General features: G+C 59.3%; 21 protein-coding genes. 15 read left to right on the top strand and 6 right to left on the bottom strand.

What is annotated here, in order from left to right; all coding sequences use genetic code 11:
• The first annotated feature begins 34 nt into the window (after positions 1–34).
• From fes to entF, 3 genes are read left to right on the top strand one after another with little or no spacing between them, the layout of a single operon-like run.
• Entirely contained in the window at positions 35–1,246 is a 1,212-nt protein-coding gene (gene fes / locus AAIG26_RS05005) for an enterochelin esterase (protein WP_343180120.1), read from the top strand.
• A gap of 28 nt (positions 1,247–1,274) precedes the next feature.
• Positions 1,275–1,478 (top strand): MbtH family NRPS accessory protein, encoded by a 204-nt coding sequence (locus AAIG26_RS05000; protein ID WP_020456925.1) that lies wholly within the window; start codon positions 1,275–1,277, stop codon positions 1,476–1,478.
• Between the two features lie 10 nt (positions 1,479–1,488).
• Positions 1,489–5,376, top strand: a complete 3,888-nt coding sequence (entF, locus tag AAIG26_RS04995; RefSeq protein WP_343180119.1) for an enterobactin non-ribosomal peptide synthetase EntF — start codon at positions 1,489–1,491, stop codon at positions 5,374–5,376.
• Positions 5,377–5,528: 152 nt separating this feature from the next.
• Here entF and fepC read toward each other — a convergent pair whose 3' ends face one another.
• From fepC to fepD, 3 genes are read right to left on the bottom strand one after another with little or no spacing between them, the layout of a single operon-like run.
• Positions 5,529–6,329, bottom strand: a complete 801-nt coding sequence (gene fepC / locus AAIG26_RS04990) for an iron-enterobactin ABC transporter ATP-binding protein (protein ID WP_343180118.1) — start codon at positions 6,327–6,329, stop codon at positions 5,529–5,531.
• Positions 6,326–7,318 carry an iron-enterobactin ABC transporter permease gene (gene fepG, locus AAIG26_RS04985; RefSeq protein ID WP_097407225.1) on the bottom strand — a complete coding sequence of 331 codons (993 nt, stop codon included), beginning with the start codon at positions 7,316–7,318 and terminating at the stop codon, positions 6,326–6,328. Before fepG ends, fepC begins: the two co-directional genes overlap by 4 nt.
• Entirely contained in the window at positions 7,315–8,319 is a 1,005-nt protein-coding gene (gene fepD, locus AAIG26_RS04980) for a Fe(3+)-siderophore ABC transporter permease (RefSeq protein ID WP_045508810.1), read from the bottom strand. Before fepD ends, fepG begins: the two co-directional genes overlap by 4 nt.
• 112 nt (positions 8,320–8,431) lie before the next feature.
• On the opposite strand from fepD, the gene entS reads away from it, so the two are divergent.
• Positions 8,432–9,673 carry an enterobactin transporter EntS gene (gene entS, locus AAIG26_RS04975; RefSeq protein ID WP_343180117.1) on the top strand — a complete coding sequence of 414 codons (1,242 nt, stop codon included), beginning with the start codon at positions 8,432–8,434 and terminating at the stop codon, positions 9,671–9,673.
• On the opposite strand, the gene fepB is transcribed toward entS, so the two are convergent.
• On the bottom strand, positions 9,674–10,561 hold the full coding sequence (gene fepB / locus AAIG26_RS04970; protein WP_343180116.1) for a Fe2+-enterobactin ABC transporter substrate-binding protein: 888 nt from the start codon (positions 10,559–10,561) through the stop codon (positions 9,674–9,676).
• A 259-nt stretch (positions 10,562–10,820) separates the two neighbouring features.
• Between fepB and entC the strand changes: the two genes are divergently transcribed.
• The 7 genes from entC (at position 10,821) to AAIG26_RS04935 (ending at position 18,139) form a co-directional block, all read left to right on the top strand.
• Entirely contained in the window at positions 10,821–11,996 is a 1,176-nt protein-coding gene (entC, locus tag AAIG26_RS04965) for an isochorismate synthase EntC (RefSeq protein WP_343180115.1), read from the top strand.
• Positions 11,997–12,005: 9 nt separating this feature from the next.
• The gene (gene entE / locus AAIG26_RS04960) at positions 12,006–13,616 is read left to right on the top strand and encodes a (2,3-dihydroxybenzoyl)adenylate synthase EntE (protein ID WP_343180114.1); all 1,611 of its coding nucleotides are present in this window, start codon (positions 12,006–12,008) and stop codon (positions 13,614–13,616) included.
• Positions 13,617–13,626: 10 nt separating this feature from the next.
• On the top strand, positions 13,627–14,478 hold the full coding sequence (locus AAIG26_RS04955; RefSeq protein WP_343180113.1) for an isochorismatase: 852 nt from the start codon (positions 13,627–13,629) through the stop codon (positions 14,476–14,478).
• Positions 14,478–15,233, top strand: coding sequence for a 2,3-dihydro-2,3-dihydroxybenzoate dehydrogenase EntA (entA, locus tag AAIG26_RS04950; protein ID WP_343180112.1), 756 nt, complete (start codon positions 14,478–14,480; stop codon positions 15,231–15,233). The genes AAIG26_RS04955 and entA overlap by 1 nt, the downstream gene beginning before the upstream one ends.
• The gene (gene entH / locus AAIG26_RS04945; RefSeq protein ID WP_343180111.1) at positions 15,234–15,647 is read left to right on the top strand and encodes a proofreading thioesterase EntH; all 414 of its coding nucleotides are present in this window, start codon (positions 15,234–15,236) and stop codon (positions 15,645–15,647) included.
• Positions 15,648–15,815: 168 nt separating this feature from the next.
• On the top strand, positions 15,816–17,921 hold the full coding sequence (gene cstA, locus AAIG26_RS04940) for a pyruvate/proton symporter CstA (protein ID WP_045508832.1): 2,106 nt from the start codon (positions 15,816–15,818) through the stop codon (positions 17,919–17,921).
• A 20-nt stretch (positions 17,922–17,941) separates the two neighbouring features.
• Positions 17,942–18,139: a YbdD/YjiX family protein gene (locus tag AAIG26_RS04935; protein WP_017455812.1), complete on the top strand. Its 198-nt coding sequence runs from the start codon at positions 17,942–17,944 to the stop codon at positions 18,137–18,139.
• Positions 18,140–18,259: 120 nt separating this feature from the next.
• Here AAIG26_RS04935 and AAIG26_RS04930 read toward each other — a convergent pair whose 3' ends face one another.
• Positions 18,260–19,003, bottom strand: coding sequence for a 3-oxoacyl-ACP reductase family protein (locus tag AAIG26_RS04930; RefSeq protein ID WP_045508839.1), 744 nt, complete (start codon positions 19,001–19,003; stop codon positions 18,260–18,262).
• Positions 19,004–19,113: 110 nt separating this feature from the next.
• Here AAIG26_RS04930 and AAIG26_RS04925 point away from each other — a divergent pair, with 110 nt between their 5' ends.
• Positions 19,114–19,704: a TetR/AcrR family transcriptional regulator gene (locus AAIG26_RS04925; protein WP_020456942.1), complete on the top strand. Its 591-nt coding sequence runs from the start codon at positions 19,114–19,116 to the stop codon at positions 19,702–19,704.
• A gap of 28 nt (positions 19,705–19,732) precedes the next feature.
• On the opposite strand, the gene AAIG26_RS04920 is transcribed toward AAIG26_RS04925, so the two are convergent.
• A complete protein-coding gene (locus AAIG26_RS04920; protein WP_045508842.1) occupies positions 19,733–21,763 on the bottom strand; it encodes a choline transporter in 2,031 nt (676 codons plus the stop codon).
• Between the two features lie 238 nt (positions 21,764–22,001).
• Between AAIG26_RS04920 and betI the strand changes: the two genes are divergently transcribed.
• Genes betI through betA form a run of 3 tightly spaced genes read left to right on the top strand, consistent with a single transcriptional unit; the run spans position 22,002 to position 25,790 of the window.
• Positions 22,002–22,598 (top strand): transcriptional regulator BetI, encoded by a 597-nt coding sequence (betI, locus tag AAIG26_RS04915; protein WP_343180109.1) that lies wholly within the window; start codon positions 22,002–22,004, stop codon positions 22,596–22,598.
• A gap of 12 nt (positions 22,599–22,610) precedes the next feature.
• The gene (betB, locus tag AAIG26_RS04910; protein WP_343180108.1) at positions 22,611–24,083 is read left to right on the top strand and encodes a betaine-aldehyde dehydrogenase; all 1,473 of its coding nucleotides are present in this window, start codon (positions 22,611–22,613) and stop codon (positions 24,081–24,083) included.
• Positions 24,084–24,110: 27 nt separating this feature from the next.
• Positions 24,111–25,790, top strand: a complete 1,680-nt coding sequence (gene betA / locus AAIG26_RS04905) for a choline dehydrogenase (RefSeq protein ID WP_343180106.1) — start codon at positions 24,111–24,113, stop codon at positions 25,788–25,790.
• Positions 25,791–25,816 lie beyond the last annotated feature (26 nt).

Here is a 25,816-nt window from a genome sequence, read left to right as displayed (position 1 = left end):
CAAAAATTTCCACAGCATATTTGAGGTGAAAGCCGTGACGTCAACAACGGGAAGTGATGCCTGGTGGGAGTCGAAACAGGGGCCCGAATGGGTCAAAAACGCGCAGGGAAATTATGAGGTCACTTTCTGGTGGCGCGATCCCGCCGGGACAGAAGCAACCTCCCGCGTACGCCAGGTGTGGATCTACATTACCGGCGTGACCGATCACCATCAAAAATCGACGCCGCAATCGCTGACGCGCATTGCCGGAACCGATGTCTGGTACTGGAAAACCACGCTTGCCGCCAGCTGGCGCGGCAGCTACTGCTTGATTCCTTCGCAAAACAGCGACGATTTCGCCGCCGACGTTTTCACGCTTACGCCGCCGGATCGCACCGCGCTGCGCGAAGGCTGGCGAAAACTATTGCCGCGCGCGATTGGCGATCCGCTCAATCCGCAAAGCTGGCGCGGCGGGCGTGGCCATCCCGTTTCGGCGCTGGAAATGCCCGATGCACCGTTACAGCCTGGCTGGCGCGAAACGGATACGCCATTCAACGAACCGCAGCGCCTGCAATGGCGCAGTGCGCGCCTGAACAACACGCGCCGCGTCTGGGTTTACACTACCGGCAACAGCCATAGCGCTGAACGCCCGCTGGCGATCCTGCTCGACGGGCAGTTTTGGGCGCAAAGTATGCCGGTATGGCCTGCGCTGGCTGCATTGACCAACACCGGGCAATTGCCGGAGGCGGTGTATGTGCTGATTGATGTGATTGATAACACCCACCGCAGCCAGGAGCTGCCGTGCAATGCCGATTTCTGGCTGGCGGTACAGGACGAGTTATTACCGCAGGTCCGTGCCATTGCGCCGTTCAGCGACAGCGCGGATCGCACCGTGGTGGCCGGGCAGAGTTTTGGCGGCCTGTCGTCACTTTATGCCGCGCTGCACTGGCCGCAGCGGTTTGGCTGCGTGTTGAGCCAGTCCGGATCGTTCTGGTGGCCGCATCGCGGCGGCGAGCGTGACGGCATCATTATCGAACAACTTAAAAACGGTGAGTTGAACCCGCAGGGCCTGCGCATTGTGCTGGAGGCCGGGGTGCGCGAACCGCTGATTTTTCGCGCCAACGAGGCGCTTTTTCCCCTGTTACAACGCACACAGCAGTCGGTTTTCTGGCGTCAGGTTGACGGCGGACACGATGCGCTTTGCTGGCGCGGCGGGCTGACCTCCGGGCTTATCACCCTCTGGCAGCCGCTTACCCGCGCCCGTTAATCGCACCTTTCTACGACAGGAGTTTGCTATGGAATTCACCAACCCCTTCGATAACCCGCAAGGGCAATTTTATATTCTGCAAAATACCCGGCGGCAGTTCAGCCTGTGGCCCGCGCAGTGCGCGCTTCCCGCAGGCTGGAACGTGGTGTGCGAGCCGCAACCGCAGGACGACTGCAACGCCTGGCTGGCGGCAAACTGGCAAACATTAACCCCGGCGCACCATGCGCAATGAGGAGCGGAAAATGACCCAACGTTTACCGCTGGTCGCCGCACAGCCGGGGATCTGGATGGCGGAAAAACTCTCCACGCTGCCCAACGCCTGGAGCGTGGCGCACTATGTTGAACTGAAGGGCGATATCGACGCCGCGCTGCTGGCACAGGCGATTGCCAGCGGTTTGTCGCAGGCCGATACGCTGCGTATGCGCTTTGAAGAGGAGAACGGCGAAGTGTGGCAGTGGGTCGACGAGGCTCATGTCTTTGCCCTGCCGACGATCGTCGATCTGTGTGACAGCCGCCAACCGCACGCTGCTGCATTACAGATAATGCAGGCCGACCTGGCGCAAAACCTGCGCGTGGAGAGTGGTAATCCGCTGGTTTGCCACCAACTGTTACGCGTGGGCGAGCAGCACTGGTACTGGTATCAGCGTTATCACCATTTACTGGTTGATGGCTTCAGTTTTCCGGCCATTACCCGCCAGATTGCCGCCATTTACAGCGCATGGCGACGCGGTGAGGCAACACCGGCATCGCCCTTTACACCGTTTGCCGGGGTGGTGGAAGAGTATCAGCGCTACCGTGAAAGCGATGCCTGGCAGCGTGACCGCGCTTTTTGGGCGCAGCAGCGCAGCGCGTTACCCTCTCCGGTCTCCCTTTCCGACACGCCACTGCCGGGGCGCGCGGCAACAACCGATATTTTACGTCTCAACGTGGCGATGGATGCCGGGGCATTTTGCCGCGTAACCCAGGCTTTTAGCCACAATTCACCCGCCGATCTGGCGCTGGCGCTGGCCGCACTGTGGCTTGGTCGGCTATGCGGACGCACCGACTATGCCGCCGGGTTTATCTTTATGCGCCGCATGGGCTCGGCGGCGTTAACCGCTACCGGGCCGGTGCTCAACGTACTGCCGCTGGGCATTCATCTGGATGGTACTCAAACGCTCTCCGCGCTGGCGACAACGTTTGCGGGCAGCCTGAAAGCGATGCGTCGCCACCAGCGTTATGACGCCGAGCAAATTGTGCGTGACGTCGGGCGTGCAGCGGGCGACGAGCCGCTGTTCGGCCCGGTATTTAACGTCAAAATGTTTGATTATCTGCTGGATGTTGATGGCATTAAAGGCACCACGCACACGCTGGCAACCGGCCCCGTGAACGATCTGGAAATCGCTCTGTTCCCGCACGAAGAGGGCGGGTTATCGCTGGAAGTGCTGGCGAACCGCAGCCGTTATGATGAATCCACCTTAAAAACACACGTCGGGCGGCTGGGGCATTTGCTCAGGCAGTTTGCCGAAAATCCACATCTGCGCTGCGGTGATGCTGAGTTGCTCTTATCGCCAGAAGCGCAGCGGCTGGCAGACATTAACGATACCGGCAAGATACTGCCGACTACCACCTTAAGCGCGCTGGTTGCCGCGCAGGCGGCGAAAACGCCGGATGCACCCGCGCTGGCAGATGCGCAGTGGCAATTTAGCTATCGCGAAATGCGCGAGCAGGTTGTGGCGCTGGCGCACCAGCTTCGCCAGCTTGGTGTTCAGCCCGGCGACAGCGTGGCGGTGGCGCTGCCGCGCTCGGTGTTCCTGACGCTGGCGCTACACGGTATTGTCGAAGCGGGTGCCGCCTGGCTACCGCTGGATACCGGTTACCCGGACGAGCGGCTGAAAATGATGCTCGACGATGCCAAACCGCGTCTGCTGATCACTGCGCAGAACCAACGGGCGCGCTTTGTCGATATTCCCGCGCTTCGTCATTTCTGCTACGAAGCCCCGCTGGAAACCCACGGCAGCGACGCGCTCAATCTGGCGCGTCCGGAGCATACCGCGTACATCATTTTCACCTCTGGCTCCACCGGGCGGCCAAAAGGGGTGATGGTCGGGCAAACCGCCATCGTCAACCGTCTGCTGTGGATGCAGGAAAGCTACCCGCTCACCGCGCAGGATGTGGTGGCGCAGAAAACGCCGTGCAGTTTTGACGTGTCGGTGTGGGAGTTCTGGTGGCCGTTTATCGCCGGGGCAAAGCTGGTGATGGCGGAACCGGATGCGCACCGCGATCCACAAGCGTTGCAGGACTTCTTTACCCATTACGGCGTGACCACCACGCATTTTGTGCCGTCGATGTTGGCTGCGTTTGTCGCCTCACTCACGCCGGAAAGTGCAAAGCGCAGTTGCCGCACGCTAAAACAGGTGTTCTGTAGTGGCGAAGCGCTGCCTGCCGAGCTCTGTCGCGAATGGCAGCAGCTGACTGGCGCGCCGCTGCATAATTTATACGGCCCGACGGAAGCGGCTGTGGATGTGAGCTGGTATCCGGCTTATGGCGAAGCGCTGGCGGGTGTACGCGGCAACAGCGTGCCGATTGGTTTCCCGGTCTGGAACACCGGGCTGCGCATTCTGGATGCGATGATGCGTCCGGTGCCGCCGGGCGTGGCGGGCGATCTCTACCTCACTGGCATCCAGCTGGCGCAGGGCTATCTTGGTCGCCCGGATCTCACCGCCAGCCGCTTTATCGCCGATCCGTTTGCCGCAGGCGAACGCATGTATCGCACCGGTGATGTCGCGCGCTGGCTGGAAAATGGCGCGGTTGAATACCTCGGGCGCAGCGACGACCAGCTGAAAATTCGCGGTCAGCGCATTGAATTAGGTGAAATCGACCGTGCCATGCTGGCGCTGCCAGACGTGGCTCAGGCGGTATCGCATGCCTGTGTCTTCAATCAGGCTGCCGCCAGCGGCGGCGATGCACGCCAGTTAGTCGGTTATGTGGTTTCTGCCTCCGGACAGCCGCTGGAGACAACGGCGCTACTGGCGCAACTGCGTGAGCAACTGCCGCCGCATATGGTGCCGGTGTTGCTGGTGCAACTGGACGCGTTGCCGCTGAGCGCCAACGGTAAACTCGACAGAAAAGCGTTACCACTGCCTGAACTGGCGGTGCAGCAGGGCGGCCGCCCGCTCAACGGCGGTATGGAAACGCTGATCGCGCAGGCATTTTCCGGTTTGCTCGGATGCGAAGTGAACGACGCGCAGGCGGATTTCTTCGCGCTCGGTGGGCATTCGTTGCTGGCGATGCGCCTGGCGGCGCAACTGAGCCGCGAGTGCGAACGGCAGGTCACGCCAGGGCAAATCATGGTCGCTTCCACGGTAGAAAAACTTGCCGCGTTGCTCGAACAAGTGCTTTCGGCGGAGCAGACCGGGCGGCTGGGGCTGGAAACCTTGCTACCATTGCGGCAAAGCGACGGGCCGACCCTGTTTTGCTTCCATCCGGCGTCCGGTTTTGCCTGGCAGTTTAGCGTGCTGGCCCGTCACCTTGCGCCGCGCTGGTCGATCACCGGTATTCAGTCACCGCGACCGGATGGCCCGCTGCAACAGGCCGCGACGTTAGACGAAGCCTGTGAGCAACACCTGGCGACGCTACTTGCGCAGCAGCCGCACGGGCCGTATTACCTGCTCGGGTATTCGCTCGGCGGCACGTTAGCGCAGGGCATTGCCGCGCGTCTGCGGCAGCGGGGTGAGGACGTGGCATTCCTCGGGCTGCTCGATACCTGGCCGCCGGAAACGCAAAACTGGGCAGAAAAAGAGGCAAACGGGCTGGACCCGGAAGTGCTGGCAGAGATTGAACGCGAGCGTCAGGCGTTTCTCGCCGCGCAGCAGGGGCAAGCCTCCGGCGAGCTGTTCTCCGTTATCGAGGGCAACTATGCCGATGCGGTTCGCTTGCTGACCACCGCCCACAGCCTGCCATTTGACGGGAAAGCAACGCTGTTTGTCGCCGGGCGCACCTTACCCGCAGGCACCGATCCGCACACAACCTGGGCACCGTGGGTTCGTGAACTGGAGGTTTATCGTCAGGATTGCGCCCACGTCGAGATTATCTCGCCGCAGGCGTTTGAGCATATTGGGCCGGTGTTAAGGGAAATTTTGGGGGAATAGGGAAAGACCCGACGCTTCTGCATTTATAAGGGGCATACAGGCCCCTTTGTCCTGTTTCTGCGCCTGTTGAACCGCTGAAACAGGATACGTCTGGTGAACGGAACACAACCGTCACCACACCAAATATCGGGTAAACATCACCCGCAATGCATTTATCTGCCGCAACGCCCGAGCGGCACCACCAGCGGGGTATGGGCGATGGGATCGTCAATGATCATGCAGCGCATGCCATACACCGCCTCAATCAGCTCGGCGGTCACAATCTCTTTTGGCGCGCCCTGCGCCACAATTTTGCCGTCGCGCAGCGCAATCAGATGCGTGGCGTAGCGGCAAGCCTGGTTCAAATCATGCAGCACTGCTGCCAGCGTGTAGCCCTGCTCGCGATTCAACTCACTCAACAGTTCCAGCAAGTCGATCTGGTAGCTGATATCCAGCCAAGTTGTTGGCTCATCAAGCAGCATGATCGCCGTCTCTTGCGCCAGCACCATGGCAATCCATGCGCGCTGGCGTTGCCCGCCGGAGAGCGTATCGACACTCTGCCTAGCCAGGCTTTCCACCCCGGTGGCCCGCATCGCCCGCTGCACCGCCTCGTCATCCTCTTTGCGCCAGCGGGTGAACAGCGGCTGGTGCGGATAGCGCCCGCGAGCGACCAGTTCCTGCACGGTGATATCGCCGGGCGTGGTGGCGTTTTGTGCAAGCAACCCTATACGGCGTGCCACTTCTTTGCTGGCATAGCGCTGGATCTGCTCGCCATCAAGATAAACATGGCCCTGCGCGGGCGTCATCAGGCGGCTCAGCGTGCGCAGTAAGGTGGATTTCCCGCAACCGTTAGGGCCGATAATGGCGGTAAAATGGCCGTCGGGGATCGCCACGCTTAAGTGTTCGGCCACCACTTTTTTGCCGTAGCCAAGGGTGAGCGCTTCGCCGCGCAAACGGGCAGATAAATCGGTCATTTCTTGCGAGACTCCTGAATTAACAAGGCGATAAGGTAAATGCCACCGAGGCTGACGGTCACCACGCCGACCGGCAACTGATAAGGCGTAAAACCTTGCTGGGCAATCATATCCGCCAGCAACAACAACAACGCACCGCACAGCGCGGACTGGGTTAATCCCCAGCGTGCAGTGGCGCTGACGCGACGGGCAATATGTGGCGCGACCAGTGCGATAAACGAAATCGGCCCCGCCAGTGCTGTTGCGGCGGCGGTGAGTGCAACGGCCACCAGCATCAGCATCAGTCGCGAACGCTCAACGCTGACACCGAGCGCACAGGCGCTGTCATCGCCCATTTCCAGTAGCCGCATACGGCGCGCCAGCAGGGCGGCAAAAAGAAACATCACCAGCATGATCGGTGCGGAAGGGACGGTTTTCGCCCAGGTCAGGCCATTGAGCGACCCGGCGTTCCACAGCCCGGCGGAGAGCGCGGTTTCCAGCGAGGCATGCAGCAACAGCCAGGTATTAAACGCCACCAGCATCGCGCGCACGCCAATACCGACGATGATCAAGCGGAATGTCTCAATGCCGTTGCGCCAGGCCAGTAGCCAGACCACCAGCGAAGTGAGCATACCGCCGACCATCGCCGCCAGTGCGATAGCGGCCAGATGCTGACCAAACAGCACCATCGCCACCAGCACGCCGCTCCATGCACCGGTGTTAAAACCCATCACATCCGGGCTGCCGAGTGGGTTACGCATCAGCGACTGGAAAATCGCGCCGCTCACACCAAGCGCTGCGCCCACCAGCAGCGCCATCAGCACGCGCGGCAAGCGCCACTCCATCACGACCCGTTGCATGGCACGCGGCGCGTCGCCGGTGAGCACGTCAAGCACCTGTGAAAATGCCAGCGTCACCGAACCGCTGCGTAAACCCCAGCTGGCTAAAAGCAACGCGGCGATAACCATAAACACGCAACTGCCGAGCAGGCGGCGGGAGGGTGCCATCATAAGTTGCCTCCGCGTGCGCGGCGCACCAGCACGATCAATACCGGCGCGCCGATAAAGGCACTGACCACGGAAACCCGCAGTTCGCCCGGCACCAGCAGGCGGCCAATGATATCGGCAAACAGTAACAGGGCAGGGGTGGCAATCAGGGTGACCGGCAGCGACCAGCGGTGATCCGCGCCCACCAGCCAGCGCGCCATGTGCGGCATCATCAGGCCGATAAAGGCAATCGGGCCGACAACCGCCGTCGCGCTGCCGCACAGCACCGTGATCACCACTAAACCGAGCAACTGCGTGCGCGCCACGCGGCTGCCCAGCGCCGTGGCGGTGTCGCTGCCGAGGCTCAGGCTATTAAGCGCGCGGCTCAGCATCAACGCCATGAGCGCTGCCAGCAGCACCGGGATCAGAACAATTTTTAGCGTTTGCAGGGTGCGGATATCCAGCGAACCGGCCTGCCAGAAGCGCAACTGGTCATAAACGTCGGCGTTAAGCAATGAAATACCGCTGGATAATCCTTCCAGCACCGCCGCCAGTGCCACGCCCGCCAGCGTCAGGCGAACCGGGCTGAGTTGCCCACCGCCCTGGCTGCCGGTAAAAGCGACCAGCAGCGACGCCGCCAGTGCGCCGCAAAAGGCGAGCAGTAATTGTTCGACAGGGGAGACAGCGCCCAGCAGCGCCGCGCCGAGCACAATGGCGAAGCTGGCACCGGCGTTAACGCCGAGTAAGCCTGGATCGGCGAGCGGATTTCTCGTGAGCGTTTGCATTAACGCCCCGGCAATGCCCAGTGCGCCGCCCGCGAGTAAACCTGCCAGCGTTCGCGGCAAACGGGCATCGTTGACGATGGTGCAGTCCGCGCTCTGACAGACGCCAGTGAGGGCGTCGATGATGACCGCGGCGGGCAGAGGTTTTGCGCCAATAAACAGGCTGAGTGCAACGGCGACAACCAGCAATATCAATAACCCGGCGAGGGTAACGGGGCGCGCCGGGAAAGCAGAACACGACATAAAACGTCCCAAATTTGATAATGATATTAATTATCGTTATCGATCTTGTTTTGGTATGTTACCATGCACAGCCTGCGAATGGACATAGAAAGTGTGTATTTAAGGCATTGGAATGAAGCAACAATCCTGGCTGTTGAACCTGAGTCTGCTGCGTACGCATCCGGCTTTTCGCGCGGTATTTCTGGCGCGTTTTATCTCGATTCTCTCGCTGGGCTTGTTGGGCGTAGCGGTGCCGGTACAAATCCAGGCGATGACCCACTCCAGCTGGCAAGTTGGCCTTGCCGTTACGCTGACCGGCAGCGCCATGTTCGTCGGCCTGATGTTTGGTGGTGTTCTGGCGGATCGTTTTGAACGCAAGAAACTGATTCTGCTGGCGCGTTCCACCTGCGGCGTCGGTTTTATCGGCCTGTATCTGAATGCGTTGTTGCCGGAGCCTTCGCTGCTGGCAATTTATCTGCTCGGTTTGTGGGATGGTTTTTTCGGCGCGCTGGGCGTAACGGCGCTGCTGGCGGCGACACCTGCGTTGGTCGGGCGGGAAAACCTGATGCACGCTGGCGCAATTACTATGCTGACGGTGCGGCTGGGTTCCGTTATTTCGCCAATGTGCGGCGGTTTGCTGCTGGCAACCGGCGGCGTGGCGTGGAACTACGGGCTGGCGGCGGCGGGCACGTTTACCACCTTGTTGCCGTTACTGAGCCTGCCTGCATTACCGCCACCTCCACAACCGCGCGAGCACCCGCTGAAATCGCTACTTAGCGCCCTGCAATTTTTACTGCACAACCCTTTGATTGGCGGCATCGCGCTGCTTGGTGGGTTATTGACGATGGCAAGCGCGGTGCGCGTGCTCTACCCGGCGCTGGCGATAAGCTGGAACATGTCGGCGGCAGAAATTGGCTTGCTGTATGCCGCGCTGCCGCTCGGTGCGGCCATTGGCGCGTTAACCAGCGGCAAGCTGGCGCACAGTGAGCGCCCCGGCGTGATTATGCTGCTGGCGTCCGTTGGCGCGTTTATCGCCATCGGTTTATTCAGCCTGATGCCCGTCTGGGCGCTGGGCGTGCTGTTTCTGGCGCTGTGCGGCTGGCTGACGGCGGTGAGTTCACTGTTGCAATACACGCTGCTGCAAACGCAAACCCCGGAAGCGATGCTCGGGCGAATTAACGGTTTATGGACGGCGCAAAACGTCACGGGTGACGCCATTGGTGCCGCGCTGCTGGGCGCGATGGGGTCAATGATGACGCCCGCCGCATCGGCGAGTATCAGCGGTTTTGTGCTGGCGATAGTGGGCGTGTTGCTGGTGGTGGTGCTCGGCGAGCTGCGGCGTTTTCGCCAGGTGCAGCCCGCCGCCGAAGCCTGATTAACCAAACAGCGCCGCCAGGCGTTGTAACACGCGGGTGGCGCTGTAGTAATCAAGGCGGAAAGTTTCCGCGCCGAGTGCGTACACGCGGTGATCTTGCACCGCAGGCAGGTGCGCCAGCAGCGGGTTCTGGCTGAGCGCATCCGCGTCTTTCTGGTCGCTGGCAAACAGGAACAGCGCTTCGCCATTCAGCCCGGCGGCCAGATTCTCGCCGCCTAACTGGACAATGTCATGACGTTTCCCCTGGCTCTGACTGGCGTGCAGATTCGCCGGTAACGGCGCGAGGGTAAAGCCCAGTTGCTGCATCAATTGGCCCTGCGCGGAATCTTCAGTCCACAGATTGGCACTGTGTGCCGCCGGGGTATAGACCAGCGCGCTGACCGGCTGCGGCGGCAGTTTCATGCGTGCTTTAACGTCCGCAAGCTGTTGATTGAACTGGCTGATACGCGCTGCTGCCTCTTTTTCGTGACCGGTGATTTCACCAAGCTGCGTTAACAGCGCCTGCCAGCTTTTGTCGTCGTAGTTGATGATAAGCGTCGGGGCGATGGTTGATAGCTGATCATACAGCGGCAACGCGGAGTCGCCGCCGGTGGCGCTGATCAGGATTAAATCCGGCATTTGTGCAGCGACGGCTTCAGCGTTGGGTTCCCCAATGTAAAGCCGCGCGACATTACGCTGCCGGGCAATTTCCCCCCACTGGCGCAAAAAGCCTTGTTCGTCGGCAAAACGGTTATTTGGCGTGGTCGCGCCGCTGGCGATAACCGGCGCGTCAATCGCCAGTAGCGAACCGGTGAGCGTCACGCTGGTGGAAACAATACGCAGCGGCTTAGTCGGTAGCGTGTGCGTTCCACGGCTGTCCGTGACCTGGCGAGGCCACTCTGCCGCCATCGCTGAGGTAATTCCTAAAACAAAAATTCCTAAAAACACTAAGGGCTTACAGCGCAAAAAAGAGCATTTCACAACGCATATCCTGTTTTTGTTGAAGTTAATGCTTCTCATTTTCATATCTGAATGAAGCAGATGCAAGCATTCGCCGCGCGAGAGAACAATCTGCTGTTGACAGAGCGGGCAATAACTTTTTATCTTACCGACTCAAAAACACAAATGATAATCATTATTAGTTAATTTATCACTGTTGGAGGATGATATGGATACGTCCCTGGCTGAGGAAACCCGGCAGTCTGCAAAGACGCTGGCCGCGGATCAGTTTTTCTTTATGTCGCCGTACCGCAGTTTCACCACCTCCGGGTGCGTGGCGCGTTTTTGCGAGCCTGCCGCGGGCGGCGATGCGCCCGAGAGTGCTTTCCAGCAAAAACTGGCTCAGGCGTTTGCCGATGCGAAAGCGCAGGGCATTGCCCACCCGGTGATGGTTGGCGCGATCCCCTTCGACACCACCCAGCCATCTGCGCTGTTTATCCCGTACAGCTGGCAAACTTTCTCCCGCCCCGAGAAACAGCGATCCGCGCGCTATTTCACCAGTGGCGCGATGCCGAACGTCACGGCGCAGCAGGCGATCCCACCGCAGGAGACTTTTATGCAGATGGTGGCGAATGCCGCCGCGCGCACCGCCACGCCGGAAGTCGACAAAGTGGTGCTCTCGCGTCTGATTGAGTTAACCACCGACCGCCGTATCAACAGCGGCGTGCTGTTAGAGCGCCTGATTGCCCAGAACCCGGCCAGTTACAACTTCCACGTTCCGCTACCGGATGGCGGCGTACTGCTGGGCGCAAGCCCGGAACTGTTGCTGCGCAAAGAGCAGGAGCACTTCAGTTCGCTGCCGTTAGCCGGTTCCGCCCGTCGCCAGCCGGACGACATTCTTGACCGCGAAGCGGGTAACAAGCTGCTGGCTTCGGAAAAAGATCGGCACGAGCACGAACTGGTGACGCAGGCGATGAAAAACGTGCTGCAGCCGCGCAGCCAAACCCTGACATTGCCGGAATCACCGCAACTGGTCACTACCCCCACTTTATGGCACCTGGCCACGCCGATTACCGGCACTGCAGTCGCCGGGGAAAACGCGCTGACGCTGGCGTGCCTGCTGCACCCGACGCCCGCGCTGAGCGGCTTCCCGCACCAGGTGGCGAAACAGGTGATTGCCGAGCTGGAGCCCTTCAACCGTGAGCTGTTTGGCGGCATCGTTGGCTGGTGCGACGCCGAGGGTAACGGCGAGTGGGTGGTCACTATTCGCTGTGCGCGGCTTCACGATAACCATGTTCGTCTGTTCGCCGGTGCCGGGATTGTTCCGGCCTCTTCGCCGCTTTCCGAGTGGCGCGAAACTGGCGTCAAGCTGACCACCATGCTGAACGCATTTGGTTTGCACTGAGGATCAACCATGACCATTCCGTTTACCCGCTGGCCGCACGAGTTCGCCGAGCGTTACCGTGAAAAGGGCTACTGGCAGGATTTACCGCTGACCGATATTTTGACCCGCCACGCGCGCAGTGATGCCACGGCGGTGATCGAGGGCGAACGCCGCTTGAGCTACCGCCAGCTTAACGATGCCGCAGACAATCTGGCCTCGGCGTTACAGGCGCAAGGCATCAAGCGCGGCGAAACCGCGCTGGTGCAACTGGGCAACGTCAGCGAGTTCTACATTGTTTTCTTCGCTCTGCTGAAAATCGGCGTGGCGCCAGTGAATGCGCTGTTCAGCCACCAGCGCAGCGAATTGAACGCGTATGCCGCGCAAATCGCGCCGGCGCTGCTGATTGCCGATCGCGCCCACACGCTGTTTGAGAATGACCATTTCCTCGCCGCGTTTGTTGCACAGCACCCGTCGGTGCGCACCGTACTGCTGCACGGCGACAGCGGCGAGCAGGCGCTGGAAAACGCCATTGCCCGCCCGGCGGATAATTTTATCGCCACGCCAACGCCTGCCGATGAAGTGGCGTTTTTCCAGCTTTCCGGTGGCAGCACCGGCACGCCGAAACTCATTCCGCGCACGCACAATGATTACTACTACAGCATTGTGCGCAGTAACGAGATCTGCGGATTTAACGCGCAAACCCGTTACCTCTGCGCGCTGCCGGCGGCGCACAACTACCCGTTGAGTTCACCCGGCGCGCTTGGTGTCTTCCACGCCGGAGGCTGCGTGGTGCTGGCTGCCGATCCGAGCGCCACGCTCTGCTTCCCGCTGATTGAAAAACACCAGATTAACGTTACCGCGCTGGTACCGCCGGCGGTAAGTCTGTGGTTACAGGCGATCGCCGAGTGGGGCAGCAATGCGCAACTCGCCTCGCTGCGGCTGTTGCAGGTCGGCGGGGCGCGTTTATCGGCAACGCTTGCGGCGCGTATTCCGGCGGAGATCGGCTGCCAGTTGCAGCAGGTATTTGGCATGGCGGAAGGGCTGGTGAACTACACCCGTCTGGACGATCCCTTTGACCGCATTATCAACACGCAAGGCCGCCCGATGTGCCCGGATGATGAAGTGTGGGTGGCGGATGAAAACGGCAATCTGCTGCCGCCAGGCCACATTGGCCGCCTGATGACGCGCGGTCCGTACACCTTTCGCGGCTACTTTAACAGCCCGGAACACAATGCCAGCGCCTTTGACGAACACGGTTTTTACTGCTCCGGCGATCTGATTTCGATCGACGAACAGGGCTATATCACCGTGCAGGGGCGGGAAAAAGATCAAATCAACCGTGGGGGCGAGAAGATTGCCGCCGAGGAGATCGAAAACCTGCTGCTGCGCCATGAGTCGGTGATCCACGCCGCGCTGGTCAGCATGGAAGACAGCCTGCTGGGTGAAAAAAGCTGCGCTTACCTGGTGGTGAAAACGCCGCTGCGCGCGGTAGCTGTCCGCCGCTTTCTGCGCGAGCAGGGCGTTGCCGAGTTCAAACTGCCGGATCGTGTGGAGTGCGTGGACGCGCTGCCGCTGACGCCGGTGGGTAAGGTCGATAAAAAACAGTTACGTCAGTGGTTAGCGCAACGCGCACCGGCGTAAAGGAGAGAAGATGGCGATTCCAAAACTACAGGGCTACGCGCTGCCTGGCGCGGCCGATATCCCGCAAAACAAAGTGAGCTGGCCGTTTGAGCCGGAACGTGCGGCGCTGCTGATCCACGATATGCAGGATTACTTTGTTAACTTCTGGGGCGAAAACTGCCCGATGATGCAGCAAGTGGTGGCGAACATCGCCGCACTGCGTGATTTCTGCAAGCAAAACGCTATTCCCGTGTACTACACCGCGCAGCCGAAAGAGCAGAACGATGAAGACCGCGCGCTGCTCAACGATATGTGGGGGCCAGGCTTAACCCGCTCGCCGGAGCAGCAAAAAATTGTTGCTGCGCTCGCGCCGGATGAGGCCGACACCGTGCTGGTGAAGTGGCGCTACAGCGCGTTTCACCGCTCGCCGCTGGAGCAGATGCTCAAAGAGACCGGCCGTAACCAGTTACTCATCACCGGGGTGTATTCACACATTGGCTGCATGACCACCGCCACCGATGCGTTTATGCGCGATATCAAACCGTTTATGGTTGCCGACGCGCTGGCGGATTTCAGCCGCGAAGAGCATTTGATGTCGCTTAATTATGTCGCCGGGCGTGCTGGTCGCGTGGTGATGACGCAAGAATTACTGCCTGTGCCGGGCAGCAAAGCGGCATTACGCACGCTGATCCTGCCGCTGCTGGATGAGTCCGACGAACCGTTAGATGACGAGAATCTCATCGACTACGGCCTCGATTCCGTGCGCATGATGGCGCTCGCCGCGCGCTGGCGCAAAGTACATGGCGATATCGACTTTGTGATGCTGGCGAAAAACCCGACCATTGACGCCTGGTGGACGCTGCTTTCGCGTGAGGTGAAGTAATGGTTGGTCTGGATTTTACCGGCAAAATTGTCTGGGTGACCGGGGCCGGTAAAGGCATCGGTTATGCCACAGCGAAGGCGTTTGTCGGGGCGGGCGCGCACGTGATCGGTTTCGATCTCGCCTTTGGCGGCACGGATTACCCTTTCTCCTGTGAAGTGCTGGACGTTGCTGACGCCGGACAAGTACAGGTGGTATGCCAGCGCGTGCTGGCGCAATGCGAGCGGCTGGATGTGCTGGTCAACGCCGCCGGGGTGTTGCACATGGCCGCCACCGATGAACTGACACCAGACGCCTGGCACAACACCTTCGCTGTTAACGTCGGTGGGGCGTTTAACCTGTTTCAGCAGACGATGGCGCAATTTCGCCGTCAGCAGAGCGGGGCGATTGTCACCGTCGCATCCGACGCGGCGCACACGCCGCGTATCGGCATGAGCGCCTATGGCGCATCGAAAGCGGCGCTCAAAAGCCTGGCGCTCACCGTTGGCCTTGAGCTGGCGGCAAGCCATGTACGTTGCAATGTGGTTTCACCAGGATCGACCGACACCGACATGCAGCGTTTGCTGTGGGTGAGCGATGACGCCGAACAACAGCGTATTCGCGGTTTTGGCGAGCAGTTCAAGCTCGGCATCCCGCTGGGGAAAATCGCCCGCCCGCAGGAAGTGGCGAACACCATTTTGTTCCTCGCTTCCGATCTGGCAAGCCATATCACATTGCAGGATATCGTGGTGGATGGCGGCTCGACGCTGGGGGCGTAGATGATCTGGAAACGTCATTTAACCCTTGATGAACTGAACGCGACAAGCGCCAACACGCTGGTGGCGCATCTCGCGATTACTTACACCCGCATCGGCGATGATTTCCTTGAAGCGGCAATGCCGGTAGACAGCCGCACGCATCAACCGTTTGGTCTGCTGCACGGTGGTGCCTCGGCGGCGCTGGCGGAAACGCTGGGATCGATGGCGGGCTACCTGATGACCCGCGACGGCCAGTGCGTGGTGGGCACGGAATTAAACGCCACCCATCATCGCCCGGTTTCGCAGGGAAAAGTGCGCGGCGTTTGCCAGCCGCTGCATCTTGGCCGGCAGAACCAAAGCTGGGAAATTGTGGTGTTTGACGAACAAGGCCGACGCTGCTGCACCTGTCGTCTCAGCACGGCGGTGCTGGGGTAATCTCGCCCTCTCTTTGACAGGAGAGGGCGCATTCTTGCGATCCCGTTAACACAATCAGGTAAATGCCTGGTGGCAGGGCAAATTTCCCATGTTTCAAAGTTGTTAAAATCCGCGAGTTGATATAGATACAAAATGTAACATCTCTCTGTCTCTCAACGGATACCCGCTATGAACAACTCAGGGAAATACCTTATTTGGGGCGTGCTGTCGCTGGTTGGCGCATTCGCCCTCGGCTATATCGCGCTTAACCGCGGCGAACAGATCAACGCGCTGTGGATCGTGGTGGCCGCGGTCTGTATCTACCTTATCGCTTACCGTTTTTACGGCCTCTATATCGCTAAAAATGTGCTACAGGTTGACCCGACTCGCATGACTCCGGCGGTGCGCTACAACGATGGTCTTGATTACGTGCCGACAGACAAAAAAGTGCTGTTCGGTCACCATTTTGCGGCGATTGCCGGCGCAGGCCCGCTGGTAGGGCCGGTGCTGGCGGCGCAAATGGGGTATTTGCCGGGCATGATCTGGATCCTCGCAGGCGTAGTGCTGGCCGGTGCGGTGCAGGATTTCATGGTGCTATTTATCTCCACCCGTCGCGACGGGCGTTCGCTCGGTGAGATGGTGAAAGCGGAGATGGGGCCGACCGTTGGCGTGATTGCGCTGGTGGCGACCTTTATGATCATGGTGATCATCCTCGCGGTGCTGGCGATGATTGTTGTCAAAGCGCTGACCCACAGCCCGTGGGGAACCTATACCGTCGCCTTTACCATTCCGCTGGCGATTTTTATGGGTATCTACATTCGCTATCTGCGCCCCGGTCGAATTGGCGAAGTGTCGGTGATTGGTCTGGTGCTGCTGGTGTTCGCCATTATTTCTGGCGGCTGGGTGGCGGCAAACCCGGCGATTGCACCGTACTTTGATTTCACCGGTGTGCAGCTAACGTGGATGCTGGTGGGCTATGGTTTTGTCGCCTCAGTGCTGCCGGTGTGGCTGCTGCTGGCACCGCGTGATTACCTTTCCACTTTCCTGAAAATCGGCACCATTATCGGCCTGGCGATCGGCATTCTGATCATGCGCCCGACGCTGACCATGCCTGCGCTGACCAAGTTTGTTGATGGGACTGGCCCGGTGTGGACCGGTAATCTGTTCCCGTTCCTGTTTATTACCATTGCCTGTGGCGCGGTTTCCGGTTTCCATGCGCTGATTTCCTCCGGCACCACGCCGAAAATGCTCGCCAGCGAAGGGCAGGCTTGTTTTATCGGTTACGGCGGCATGCTGATGGAGTCGTTCGTGGCGATCATGGCGCTGGTGTCGGCGTGCATTATCGATCCGGGCGTTTACTTTGCGATGAACAGCCCGATGGCGGTCTTAGCCCCTGCGGGCACCACCGATGTAGTAGCGTCGGCGGCGCAGGTGGTGAGCGGTTGGGGCTTTAGTATCACCCCGGATGCGCTCAGGCAGATTGCCAGCGAAGTGGGCGAGCAGTCGATCATTTCACGCGCGGGCGGCGCACCGACGCTGGCAGTGGGCATGGCTTATATCCTGCACGGCGCGCTCGGCGGTCTGATGGATGTCTCGTTCTGGTATCACTTCGCCATTCTGTTTGAGGCGCTGTTTATTCTGACGGCGGTGGATGCCGGGACACGCGCGGCGCGCTTTATGTTGCAGGATCTGCTGGGCGTGATTTCACCGAACCTCAAACGCACGGAATCGCTGCCCGCGAACCTGCTGGCGACCGGGCTGTGCGTGCTGGCGTGGGGCTACTTCCTGCATCAGGGCGTGGTTGATCCGCTCGGCGGTATTAACACCCTGTGGCCGCTGTTTGGCATCGCCAACCAGATGCTGGCGGGCATGGCGCTGATGCTGTGTGCGGTGGTGCTGTTCAAGATGAAACGCCAGCGTTACGCGTGGGTGGCACTGCTGCCAACTGCCTGGCTGCTGGTTTGTACGCTCACCGCAGGCTGGCAAAAAGCCTTTAGCCCGGATGCGAAAGTCGGCTTCCTGGCCATCGCCAATAAGTTCCAGGCGATGATCGACAGCGGCAATATTCCGGCGCAATATACCCAGTCTCAACTGGCGCAACTGGTGTTTAACAACCGTCTCGATGCTGGCTTGACCATCTTCTTTATGGTCGTGGTGGTGGTACTGGCGTTCTACTCGCTGAAAACCGCGCTGGCGGCGCTGAAAGAGGATCAACCGACCGCGAACGAGACGCCGTACCAGGAAATGACGGGCGACGTTGAGCAGATTGTCGGCCAGGCAAAAAGTGTGCATTAATCGCGTAACGCGGAGGGTTTATGTTCGATACGCTTTCAAAAGCCGGGAAGTATTTAGGCCAGGCGGCGAAAATGATGATTGGCGTTCCGGATTATGACAACTATGTCGAGCATATGCGCGTGACGCACCCGGAGCAGACGCCGATGACTTATGAGGAGTTTTTCCGCGAGCGCCAGGATGCGCGCTACGGTGGAAAGGGCGGTGCACGCTGCTGTTAACTCTCGTCTTGCTCAAAAAGCGGCGCTCATAGCGCCGCTTTTCTTTATCTACAGAAAACCCCCAGCCAGGCTGGTGCTTCCGGAAAGCTTTCAGCTATAGGCCAGTTATTTTCGCCAGGATCAGGCGTTGGTGCCGCCATCAACAACAATATCCGCACCGGTAATCTGCTTCGCCGCCGGGCTGGCAAGGAAAGCGACCGCTTCGGCGATATCCTGCGCTTCACCATAATGCCCCAGCGCAATCATACGACGCTGCTCTTCCGCGCCTTCGCCGTCCGCCGGGTTCATATCGCTGTCCGTCGAACCGGGTTTCACCATATTCACGGTGATCCCGCGTGGGCCCAAATCCCGCGCCAGCCCGCGTGTTAATGAGTTCAGCGCGGATTTGGTCATCGAATAAATGGCGATATCTTTAAACGGCACGCGATCGGAGAGGCAACTGCCGATATTGATAATGCGTCCGCCGTCGGGCAGATGTGCAATGGCCGCCTGGGTGGCGTAGACCACGCCGCGAATATTCACGTTGATCATCGCATCGATATCCTCCTGCGACATCGCTTCTAACTGGCCACCGCGCGCGATGCCGGCGTTATTAACCAAAATGTCCAGCCCGCCGAGTTGCTGCACGGTTTGATCAACAGCGGCGCGGGCAGCTTGTGGTTCGGCGCTGTTGGCCTGGATCGCCACGGCGTTACGCCCCAGCGCGCGGATTGCTTCCACAACGGCTTGTGCTTTATCGGCGGATTTCTCCCAGGTGATGGCGACGTCCGCTCCTTCGCGCGCCAGCGTTAAGGCGATGGCTTTTCCCAGACCGCGGCTCGCGCCGGTGACCAGCGCGCGTTTTCCTGCAAGTGAATGTGACATGGTGGCTCCGTAATTATGTGTCGATTGATACATAATTAAAATAAACAGGCTTCCATACATTCGTCAATCTTATTAATATACCGATCAGCACAAAATGCGAGGAGGCGAAAGTGAGCCGGGGAAGACCGCGGGAATTTGACCGTACCGAGGCGCTGAATAACGCGATGAAACTCTTCTGGCAGAAGGGGTACACCGCGACATCCATGAACGATCTGTATGAGGCGATGGGCATTAAATCGCCCAGCTTGTATGCGGCGTTCGGTAGCAAAGAAGATCTCTACGACGAAGTGTTGCAGCACTACGAACAGTGCGTTGCGCCAGCGATCTGGGGCGATATGGCAAGCGAGCCATCGCCGAAAAAAGCCATTGCGGCGTGGCTGGAGCGATCGGCTGAGGTGTTAACCCGCTGCGATTTGCCGCATGGCTGCATGGTGACGCTGTCAGCGGTTGCCAGCGAAGGCCATGAACGGTTGGGCGAGCGGGTTCGTCAGTTGCGTAATGGCGGCGTTGCGCAGCTAAAAGCGCGCCTGAGCGAGGCGCAGCAGCGCGGCGAGTTACCTGAGACCACCGATATCGATGCGCTGACCCGGTTGTATGTCAGCATTCAGCAGGGGATGTCGATTCAGGCGCGCGATGGCGCGAGCCGGGAAACGCTACTCGGCGTCGCGCGTATGGCAATGGGATTGTGGCCTGCGCCGTAAAAACAGGCCACCGAAGTGGCCCGTTGCGTTATGGCTGAGGGAAAACAATATTATTGCCCGGCGCTTCGCGGTGCAGATGGATAAAGTTCAGGTGGCGTTCGTACTGATCCAGTATGTCGATGATCACCTGCTCTTTGTTGTAGTCCATTAAATCATTGCCCTGGCTGCCCTCCAGCAGGAAGGTTTCCAGCCGGAAGTAGTGCGATTTGCCGCTGCGTGCGCGGTAGGTAAAGCCCGGTACGGAGTATTGCTGTGGCCACACCTGGTAGACAAAATCCTGCTCCTCACCGAGGTGGACGCGCAGATCCAGGTAGCCCAGCGGCTGGCCTTCTTCCGGCGCGACATTTTCAAGCGATACCCGTCCGCCGCGCAGTTCCAGCTCTTTTGCCACATCCTGCATTGCCGGGTAAATCACCGTTTCCATCATCTGCCGGGTGTAATGCGTACCCGGATAATTCATCAGCCGCGAGAGGCGTTTTTTCCAGCTCAGGCGATCGTTGCTCGCCGGAATATAAGGTGCGGTTTCGCGGCTGGCGCTGGCACGGCGGTGATCTTCCACCTTCAGCGATTTATACAGCCCGGCCATAATAAAGAAGATCACAAAACTGAACGGTAAGCCCATGATCACCGTGGTATTTTGCAGCGCGGAAATGCCATTGGTCATCAGCATGCCCATGGTCAGCACGCCGATAGCGACCGACCAGAAAATCCGCAGCCAGTTCGGCGCATCGCTATTGATATCTTTCAGCTTCGAGGTGAAATTACCCAGCACCAGCGAGCCGGAATCCGCCGAGGTGACATAAAACAACAGGCCGGTAATGGTGGCGACAGAAGCGCTGAGTTTGAACGCCGGATATTGCGCCAGCAGGCTGTAGAACCCGCGTTCGGCATGGGCGATCACCTCCTGGGCAAAACCGGCATCGCCGTGGATAATTTCATACAGCGCGGCGTTACCAAACACCGACAACCACAGCAGGGTGAAGGTAAACGGAATAATCAGCGTGCCGAGCACGAACTCGCGAATGGTGCGCCCGCGGGAAATACGTGCAAGGAACAGCCCGACAAACGGCGACCATGCCACCCACCAGGCCCAGAAGAAGAGCGTCCAGCTGTTCATCCACTGCGTCGGGCGATCAAACGCGAAGGTGTTGAGCGTCATGCCCATAAAGCGGTTGATGTAATCGCCAACGTTGAGCACCAGCGCGTTGAGCAGGAAATCGGTCTTGCCCATAAACAGCACGAACAGGATCAGCCCGAGCGCCAGCGCCACGTTCAGTTCCGAAAGGATGCGAATGCCTTTATCCACCCCGGAGGTGACCGAAATGGTGGCGATCACCACCGACAGCACAATCAGCGCCATCTGCGCGGTCAGCCCTTCCGGCACGTCGAACAGCACTTTCAGCCCGTAATTAAGCTGCACCACGCCAATACCGAGCGTAGTGGCAATACCAAAAATGGTGCCGATCACCGCCGCAATATCCACCGTGTGGCCAATCGGGCCGTTAATGCGTTTACCGAAAATAGGGTACAGCGCAGAACGAATAGTGAGCGGCAGATTATAGCGGTAGCTGAAGTAGCCCAGCGCAATCCCCATCAGCGCATACATCGACCAGCCGGTTAAACCGTAGTGGAACAGCGTCCACACCATCGCCTGGCGTGCGGCTTCCATCGTCTGGCCTGCGCCCTCCGGCGGCTGCATATATTGCGTCACCGGCTCCGCGACGGAGAAGAACATCAGGTCGATACCGATCCCGGCGGCAAACAGCATCGCCGACCAGCTCAGCAAACTGAACTCCGGCTTGGACTGCTCCGGCCCGAGTTTAATCGCCCCGTAGCGCGAGCAGGCCATATAAATAACAAAGACGATATAGAGCGTCGCGGCCAGCATGTAATACCAGCCAAAGGTGGAGGAGACCCAGTTAACGGTAGTCTGGATCCAGGTCGCAGCGAAATCGCTGTACAAAATGGTGACCAGTGAAAATGTCAGAATCAGTCCGGCAGAGGTGTAGAACACCACGGGATTGATTCTGTCTTTTTCACTGGCAGGTGGATTAATCATCGGTTACCTCTGGTTAATTTCCTGTAATTTTTCAAAACATTAACGCCAAACATCGGTTGTTTTATCGCGTTTGCTCCTCTCTGTTCTCACGGTTTGCGTCGCCGTATTTAGCTTATACATTCCGGCTTCGTTTATTTAACAATTGAAGCACAGTATCCTAACAAAATCTTTTTTTATATTGAACGTGCAATCAAAAAAAGATTAAATAAGGCCCTTACATTGCGGTGGAGATGGAGCCATGCCAAAGGTGGGAATGCAGCCGATACGCCGTCGGCAGCTGATTGATGCGACCCTGAGTACCATTAACGAAGTAGGAATTAACGACGCCACGATTGCGCAAATTGCGCGCCGCGCTGGCGTATCGACCGGCATCATCAGCCACTACTTCCGGGACAAAAATGGTCTGCTGGAAGCGACCATGCGCGACATCACCCGCCAGTTGCGCGACGCCGTGGCGCAGCGATTAAAACCGCTCGCGCAGGCCAGTACCGAAACGCGTTTGCTGGCGATTGTCGAAGGCAATTTTGATGACAGCCAGGTTCACAGCGCGGCGATGAAAGCCTGGCTCGATTTCTGGGCCAGCAGCATGCATCAGCCGCAACTTGGTCGGCTGGAGCGCGTCAGCAGCCGCCGACTGTTCTCCACGCTGGCGACGGAGTTTCGCCGCGATCTGCCGCGTGAACAGGCACGGCTGGCGGCGCATGGCCTTGCCTCGTTGATCGATGGCCTCTGGCTTCGCGCGGCGCTGAGCGGCAAACCCTTTAACCTGGACATTGCCAGAACGCTCACCACCCAATTCATTCGCCAGCAACTGGCTGGCGCGACGAATCACTGAGAAGGAGGAAGTATGTCCCGATTCGCAGAACAGCAGCTCTATATCCATGGTCAATACGTCCCGGCTGCGGCGGGTAACACATTCCAGACCATCAATCCGGCGAACGGCGAGGTGCTGGCCGAGGTGCACGAAGCCGGGCAGGCCGATGTCGATAGCGCCGTTGCCAGTGCGCAAAAAGGGCAGAAAATCTGGGCCGCGATGACCGCCATGGAGCGCTCGCGCATCCTGCGCCGCGCCGTCGATATTCTGCGCGAGCGCAATGATGAACTGGCGGCGCTGGAAACGCTGGATACCGGCAAACCGCTGAGCGAAACCCAGGCCGTTGATATCGTCACCGGCGCGGACGTACTCGAGTATTACGCGGGGCTTATCCCCTCTCTTGAAGGCCAGCAAATTCCGCTGCGCGACACCTCGTTTGTCTATACCCGCCGCGAACCGCTTGGCGTGGTGGCCGGGATTGGCGCGTGGAACTACCCGATCCAGATTGCGCTGTGGAAATCTGCGCCTGCGCTGGCGGCCGGTAACGCCATGATCTTTAAACCGAGCGAAGTCACGCCGCTCACGGCGCTGAAACTGGCGGAAATTTACAGCGAAGCTGGCGTGCCAGACGGCGTATTTAACGTGCTGAACGGCAGCGGCGCGGTGACCGGACAGTTGCTGACCGACCATCCGGGCATCGACAAAGTCTCTTTCACCGGCGGCGTTGCCAGCGGCAAGAAAGTGATGGCGAATGCGGCTGGTTCGACGCTGAAAGACGTGACCATGGAGCTGGGCGGTAAATCGCCGCTGATTATCTTTGACGACGCCGATCTCGATCTCGCCGCCGATATCGCCATGATGGCGAACTTCTACAGCTCCGGCCAGGTGTGTACCAACGGCACGCGCGTGTTTATTCCGAAGGCCTTGCAGCAGGCGTTCGAAGCAAAAATCGTTGAGCGCGTGGCGCGCATTAAAGCCGGTGATGTCAACGATCTGAACACCAATTTCGGGCCCCTGGTCAGTTTTGCGCACCGCGACAACGTAATGCGTTATATCGAAAGCGGCATCAACGAAGGCGCTCGCCTGTTGTGCGGCGGTAAGCGTCTGACCGGCGGTGACTTCGACCACGGGGCGTGGGTCGAACCCACCGTATTTACCGACTGTCGCGATGAGATGACCATCGTGCGTGAAGAGATCTTCGGTCCGGTGATGTCGATTCTGACCTATGAGCGCGAAGAGGAAGCGGTGCGCCGCGCCAACGATACCGATTACGGCCTGGCGGCGGGCGTGGTGACACAGGATCTTAACCGCGCGCACCGTGTCATTCACCAGATTGAAGCCGGTATTTGCTGGATCAACACCTGGGGGGAATCCGCCGCTGAAATGCCGGTGGGCGGCTACAAGCACTCCGGCGTTGGGCGTGAAAATGGCCTGATGACGCTGCAAAACTATACGCAGGTTAAATCCGTCCAGCTCGAGCTGAGCCGTTTTCAGTCCGTATTTTGAATAAAGTTTTAACCTGAGGAGCGACGAATGGAATTTGATTACATCATCATTGGAGCCGGATCCGCAGGGAACGTTTTGGCAACAAGACTGACCGAAGAGAGCGATGTGAATGTCCTGCTGCTCGAAGCGGGTGGTCCCGATTACCGTTTTGATTTCCGTACGCAGATGCCTGCGGCGCTGGCTTACCCGCTGCAGGGCAAGCGCTACAACTGGGCCTATGAAACAGAACCTGAGCCGCACATGAATAACCGCCGCATGGAGTGCGGGCGCGGTAAAGGGCTGGGCGGTTCATCGCTGATTAACGGCATGTGCTACGTGCGCGGCAACGCGATGGACCTCGATAACTGGGCGCAGCAGCCGGGTCTTGAGCACTGGACCTACCGCGACTGTCTGCCCTATTACCGTAAATCGGAAACGCGCGATATCGGCGCGAACGATTACCACGGTGGCGACGGCCCGGTCAGCATCACTACCTGCAAGCCGGGCAACAACCCGCTGTTCGCCGCGATGATTGAGGCGGGCGTGCAGGCCGGTTACCCCCGCACTGACGATCTTAACGGCTACCAGCAGGAAGGTTTTGGCCCGATGGATCGCTTTGTCACACCGAAAGGCCGCCGCTCAAGCACCGCACGCGGCTATCTCGACATGGCAAAAACGCGGCCGAACCTGAAAATCATTACCCATGCCACCACCGAACGCATTCTGTTTGAGGGGAAACGCGCTGTCGGTGTGGCCTATTTGCAGGGCTCCAGCGACACGGTACATGAGGTGCATGCGCGCCGGGAAGTGTTGCTCTGCGCCGGAGCGATTGCTTCGCCGCAAATTTTGCAGCGCTCCGGCGTCGGTGCCGCTGATCTGCTCCGGCAGTTCGATATTCCGCTGGTGCATGATTTACCGGGCGTGGGCGAAAACTTGCAGGATCACCTGGAAATGTACCTGCAATATGAGTGCAAGGAGCCGGTGTCGCTCTATCCGGCGCTGAAGTGGTGGAACCAGCCGAAAATTGGCGCGGAGTGGCTGTTTAACGGCACGGGTATTGGGGCCAGCAACCAGTTCGAGGGCGGCGGGTTTATCCGCAGCCGCGAGGAGTTCGCCTGGCCGAATATTCAGTACCATTTCCTGCCGGTGGCGATTAACTACAACGGCTCAAATGCAGTAGAAGCGCACGGCTTCCAGTGTCATGTGGGTTCGATGCGCTCGCCAAGCCGGGGTTTTGTGCGTCTGAAATCGCGCGATCCGCGCCAGCACCCGGCCATTCAGTTTAATTACATGGCCCATGAGCAGGACTGGTACGAATTCCGCGACGCGATTCGTATCACCCGGCAGATCATCAACCAGCCGGCGCTGGACAAATATCGCGGGCGGGAAATCAGCCCGGGCATTGAGTGCCAGAGCGATGAGCAACTGGATGAGTTTGTGCGTAACCACGCCGAAACCGCCTATCACCCGTGTGGCACCTGCAAAATGGGCAGCGATGAGATGGCGGTGGTCGATGGCGAAGGGCGTGTTCATGGGCTGGAAGCCTTGCGCGTGGTGGATGCCTCGATCATGCCGCTGATCATCACCGGTAACCTCAATGCCACCACCATTATGATTGGCGAGAAGATTGCCGATAACATCCGTGGCCGCACGCCGCTGCCGCGCAGCAATGCGGATTATTTCGTGGCGGGCGATCGCCCGGTTCGCGGTACACCGCTGCGAGCGTAAAAGAAAATGCCGCCGGTAACGCGTTT

It is taken from the genome of Kosakonia sp. PSU_27, assembly GCF_039409795.1.
In the GTDB taxonomy this organism is placed as follows: domain Bacteria; phylum Pseudomonadota; class Gammaproteobacteria; order Enterobacterales; family Enterobacteriaceae; genus Kosakonia.
The sequence above is the reverse complement of the archived record's forward strand: the minus strand, read 5'-3'. Positions and strand labels throughout refer to the sequence as shown.

Bases quoted from the DNA above. Each gene is read 5' to 3' on its own strand.
- AAIG26_RS04920 (WP_045508842.1), bottom strand. From the start codon at position 21,763: ATGATTAATCCACCTGCCAGTGAAAAAGACAGAATCAATCCCGTGGTG.
- betB (WP_343180108.1), top strand. From the start codon at position 22,611: ATGTCCCGATTCGCAGAACAGCAGCTCTATATCCATGGTCAATACGTC.
- AAIG26_RS04955 (WP_343180113.1), top strand. From the start codon at position 13,627: ATGGCGATTCCAAAACTACAGGGCTACGCGCTGCCTGGCGCGGCCGAT.
- AAIG26_RS04935 (WP_017455812.1), top strand. From the start codon at position 17,942: ATGTTCGATACGCTTTCAAAAGCCGGGAAGTATTTAGGCCAGGCGGCG.
- cstA (WP_045508832.1), top strand. From the start codon at position 15,816: ATGAACAACTCAGGGAAATACCTTATTTGGGGCGTGCTGTCGCTGGTT.
- entC (WP_343180115.1), top strand. From the start codon at position 10,821: ATGGATACGTCCCTGGCTGAGGAAACCCGGCAGTCTGCAAAGACGCTG.
- fepG (WP_097407225.1), bottom strand. From the start codon at position 7,318: ATGATGGCACCCTCCCGCCGCCTGCTCGGCAGTTGCGTGTTTATGGTT.
- fepB (WP_343180116.1), bottom strand. From the start codon at position 10,561: ATGGCGGCAGAGTGGCCTCGCCAGGTCACGGACAGCCGTGGAACGCAC.
- entA (WP_343180112.1), top strand. From the start codon at position 14,478: ATGGTTGGTCTGGATTTTACCGGCAAAATTGTCTGGGTGACCGGGGCC.
- entF (WP_343180119.1), top strand. From the start codon at position 1,489: ATGACCCAACGTTTACCGCTGGTCGCCGCACAGCCGGGGATCTGGATG.
- betA (WP_343180106.1), top strand. From the start codon at position 24,111: ATGGAATTTGATTACATCATCATTGGAGCCGGATCCGCAGGGAACGTT.
- fepD (WP_045508810.1), bottom strand. From the start codon at position 8,319: ATGTCGTGTTCTGCTTTCCCGGCGCGCCCCGTTACCCTCGCCGGGTTA.
- AAIG26_RS04930 (WP_045508839.1), bottom strand. From the start codon at position 19,003: ATGTCACATTCACTTGCAGGAAAACGCGCGCTGGTCACCGGCGCGAGC.
- betI (WP_343180109.1), top strand. From the start codon at position 22,002: ATGCCAAAGGTGGGAATGCAGCCGATACGCCGTCGGCAGCTGATTGAT.
- entS (WP_343180117.1), top strand. From the start codon at position 8,432: ATGAAGCAACAATCCTGGCTGTTGAACCTGAGTCTGCTGCGTACGCAT.
- entE (WP_343180114.1), top strand. From the start codon at position 12,006: ATGACCATTCCGTTTACCCGCTGGCCGCACGAGTTCGCCGAGCGTTAC.
- entH (WP_343180111.1), top strand. From the start codon at position 15,234: ATGATCTGGAAACGTCATTTAACCCTTGATGAACTGAACGCGACAAGC.
- AAIG26_RS05000 (WP_020456925.1), top strand. From the start codon at position 1,275: ATGGAATTCACCAACCCCTTCGATAACCCGCAAGGGCAATTTTATATT.
- fepC (WP_343180118.1), bottom strand. From the start codon at position 6,329: ATGACCGATTTATCTGCCCGTTTGCGCGGCGAAGCGCTCACCCTTGGC.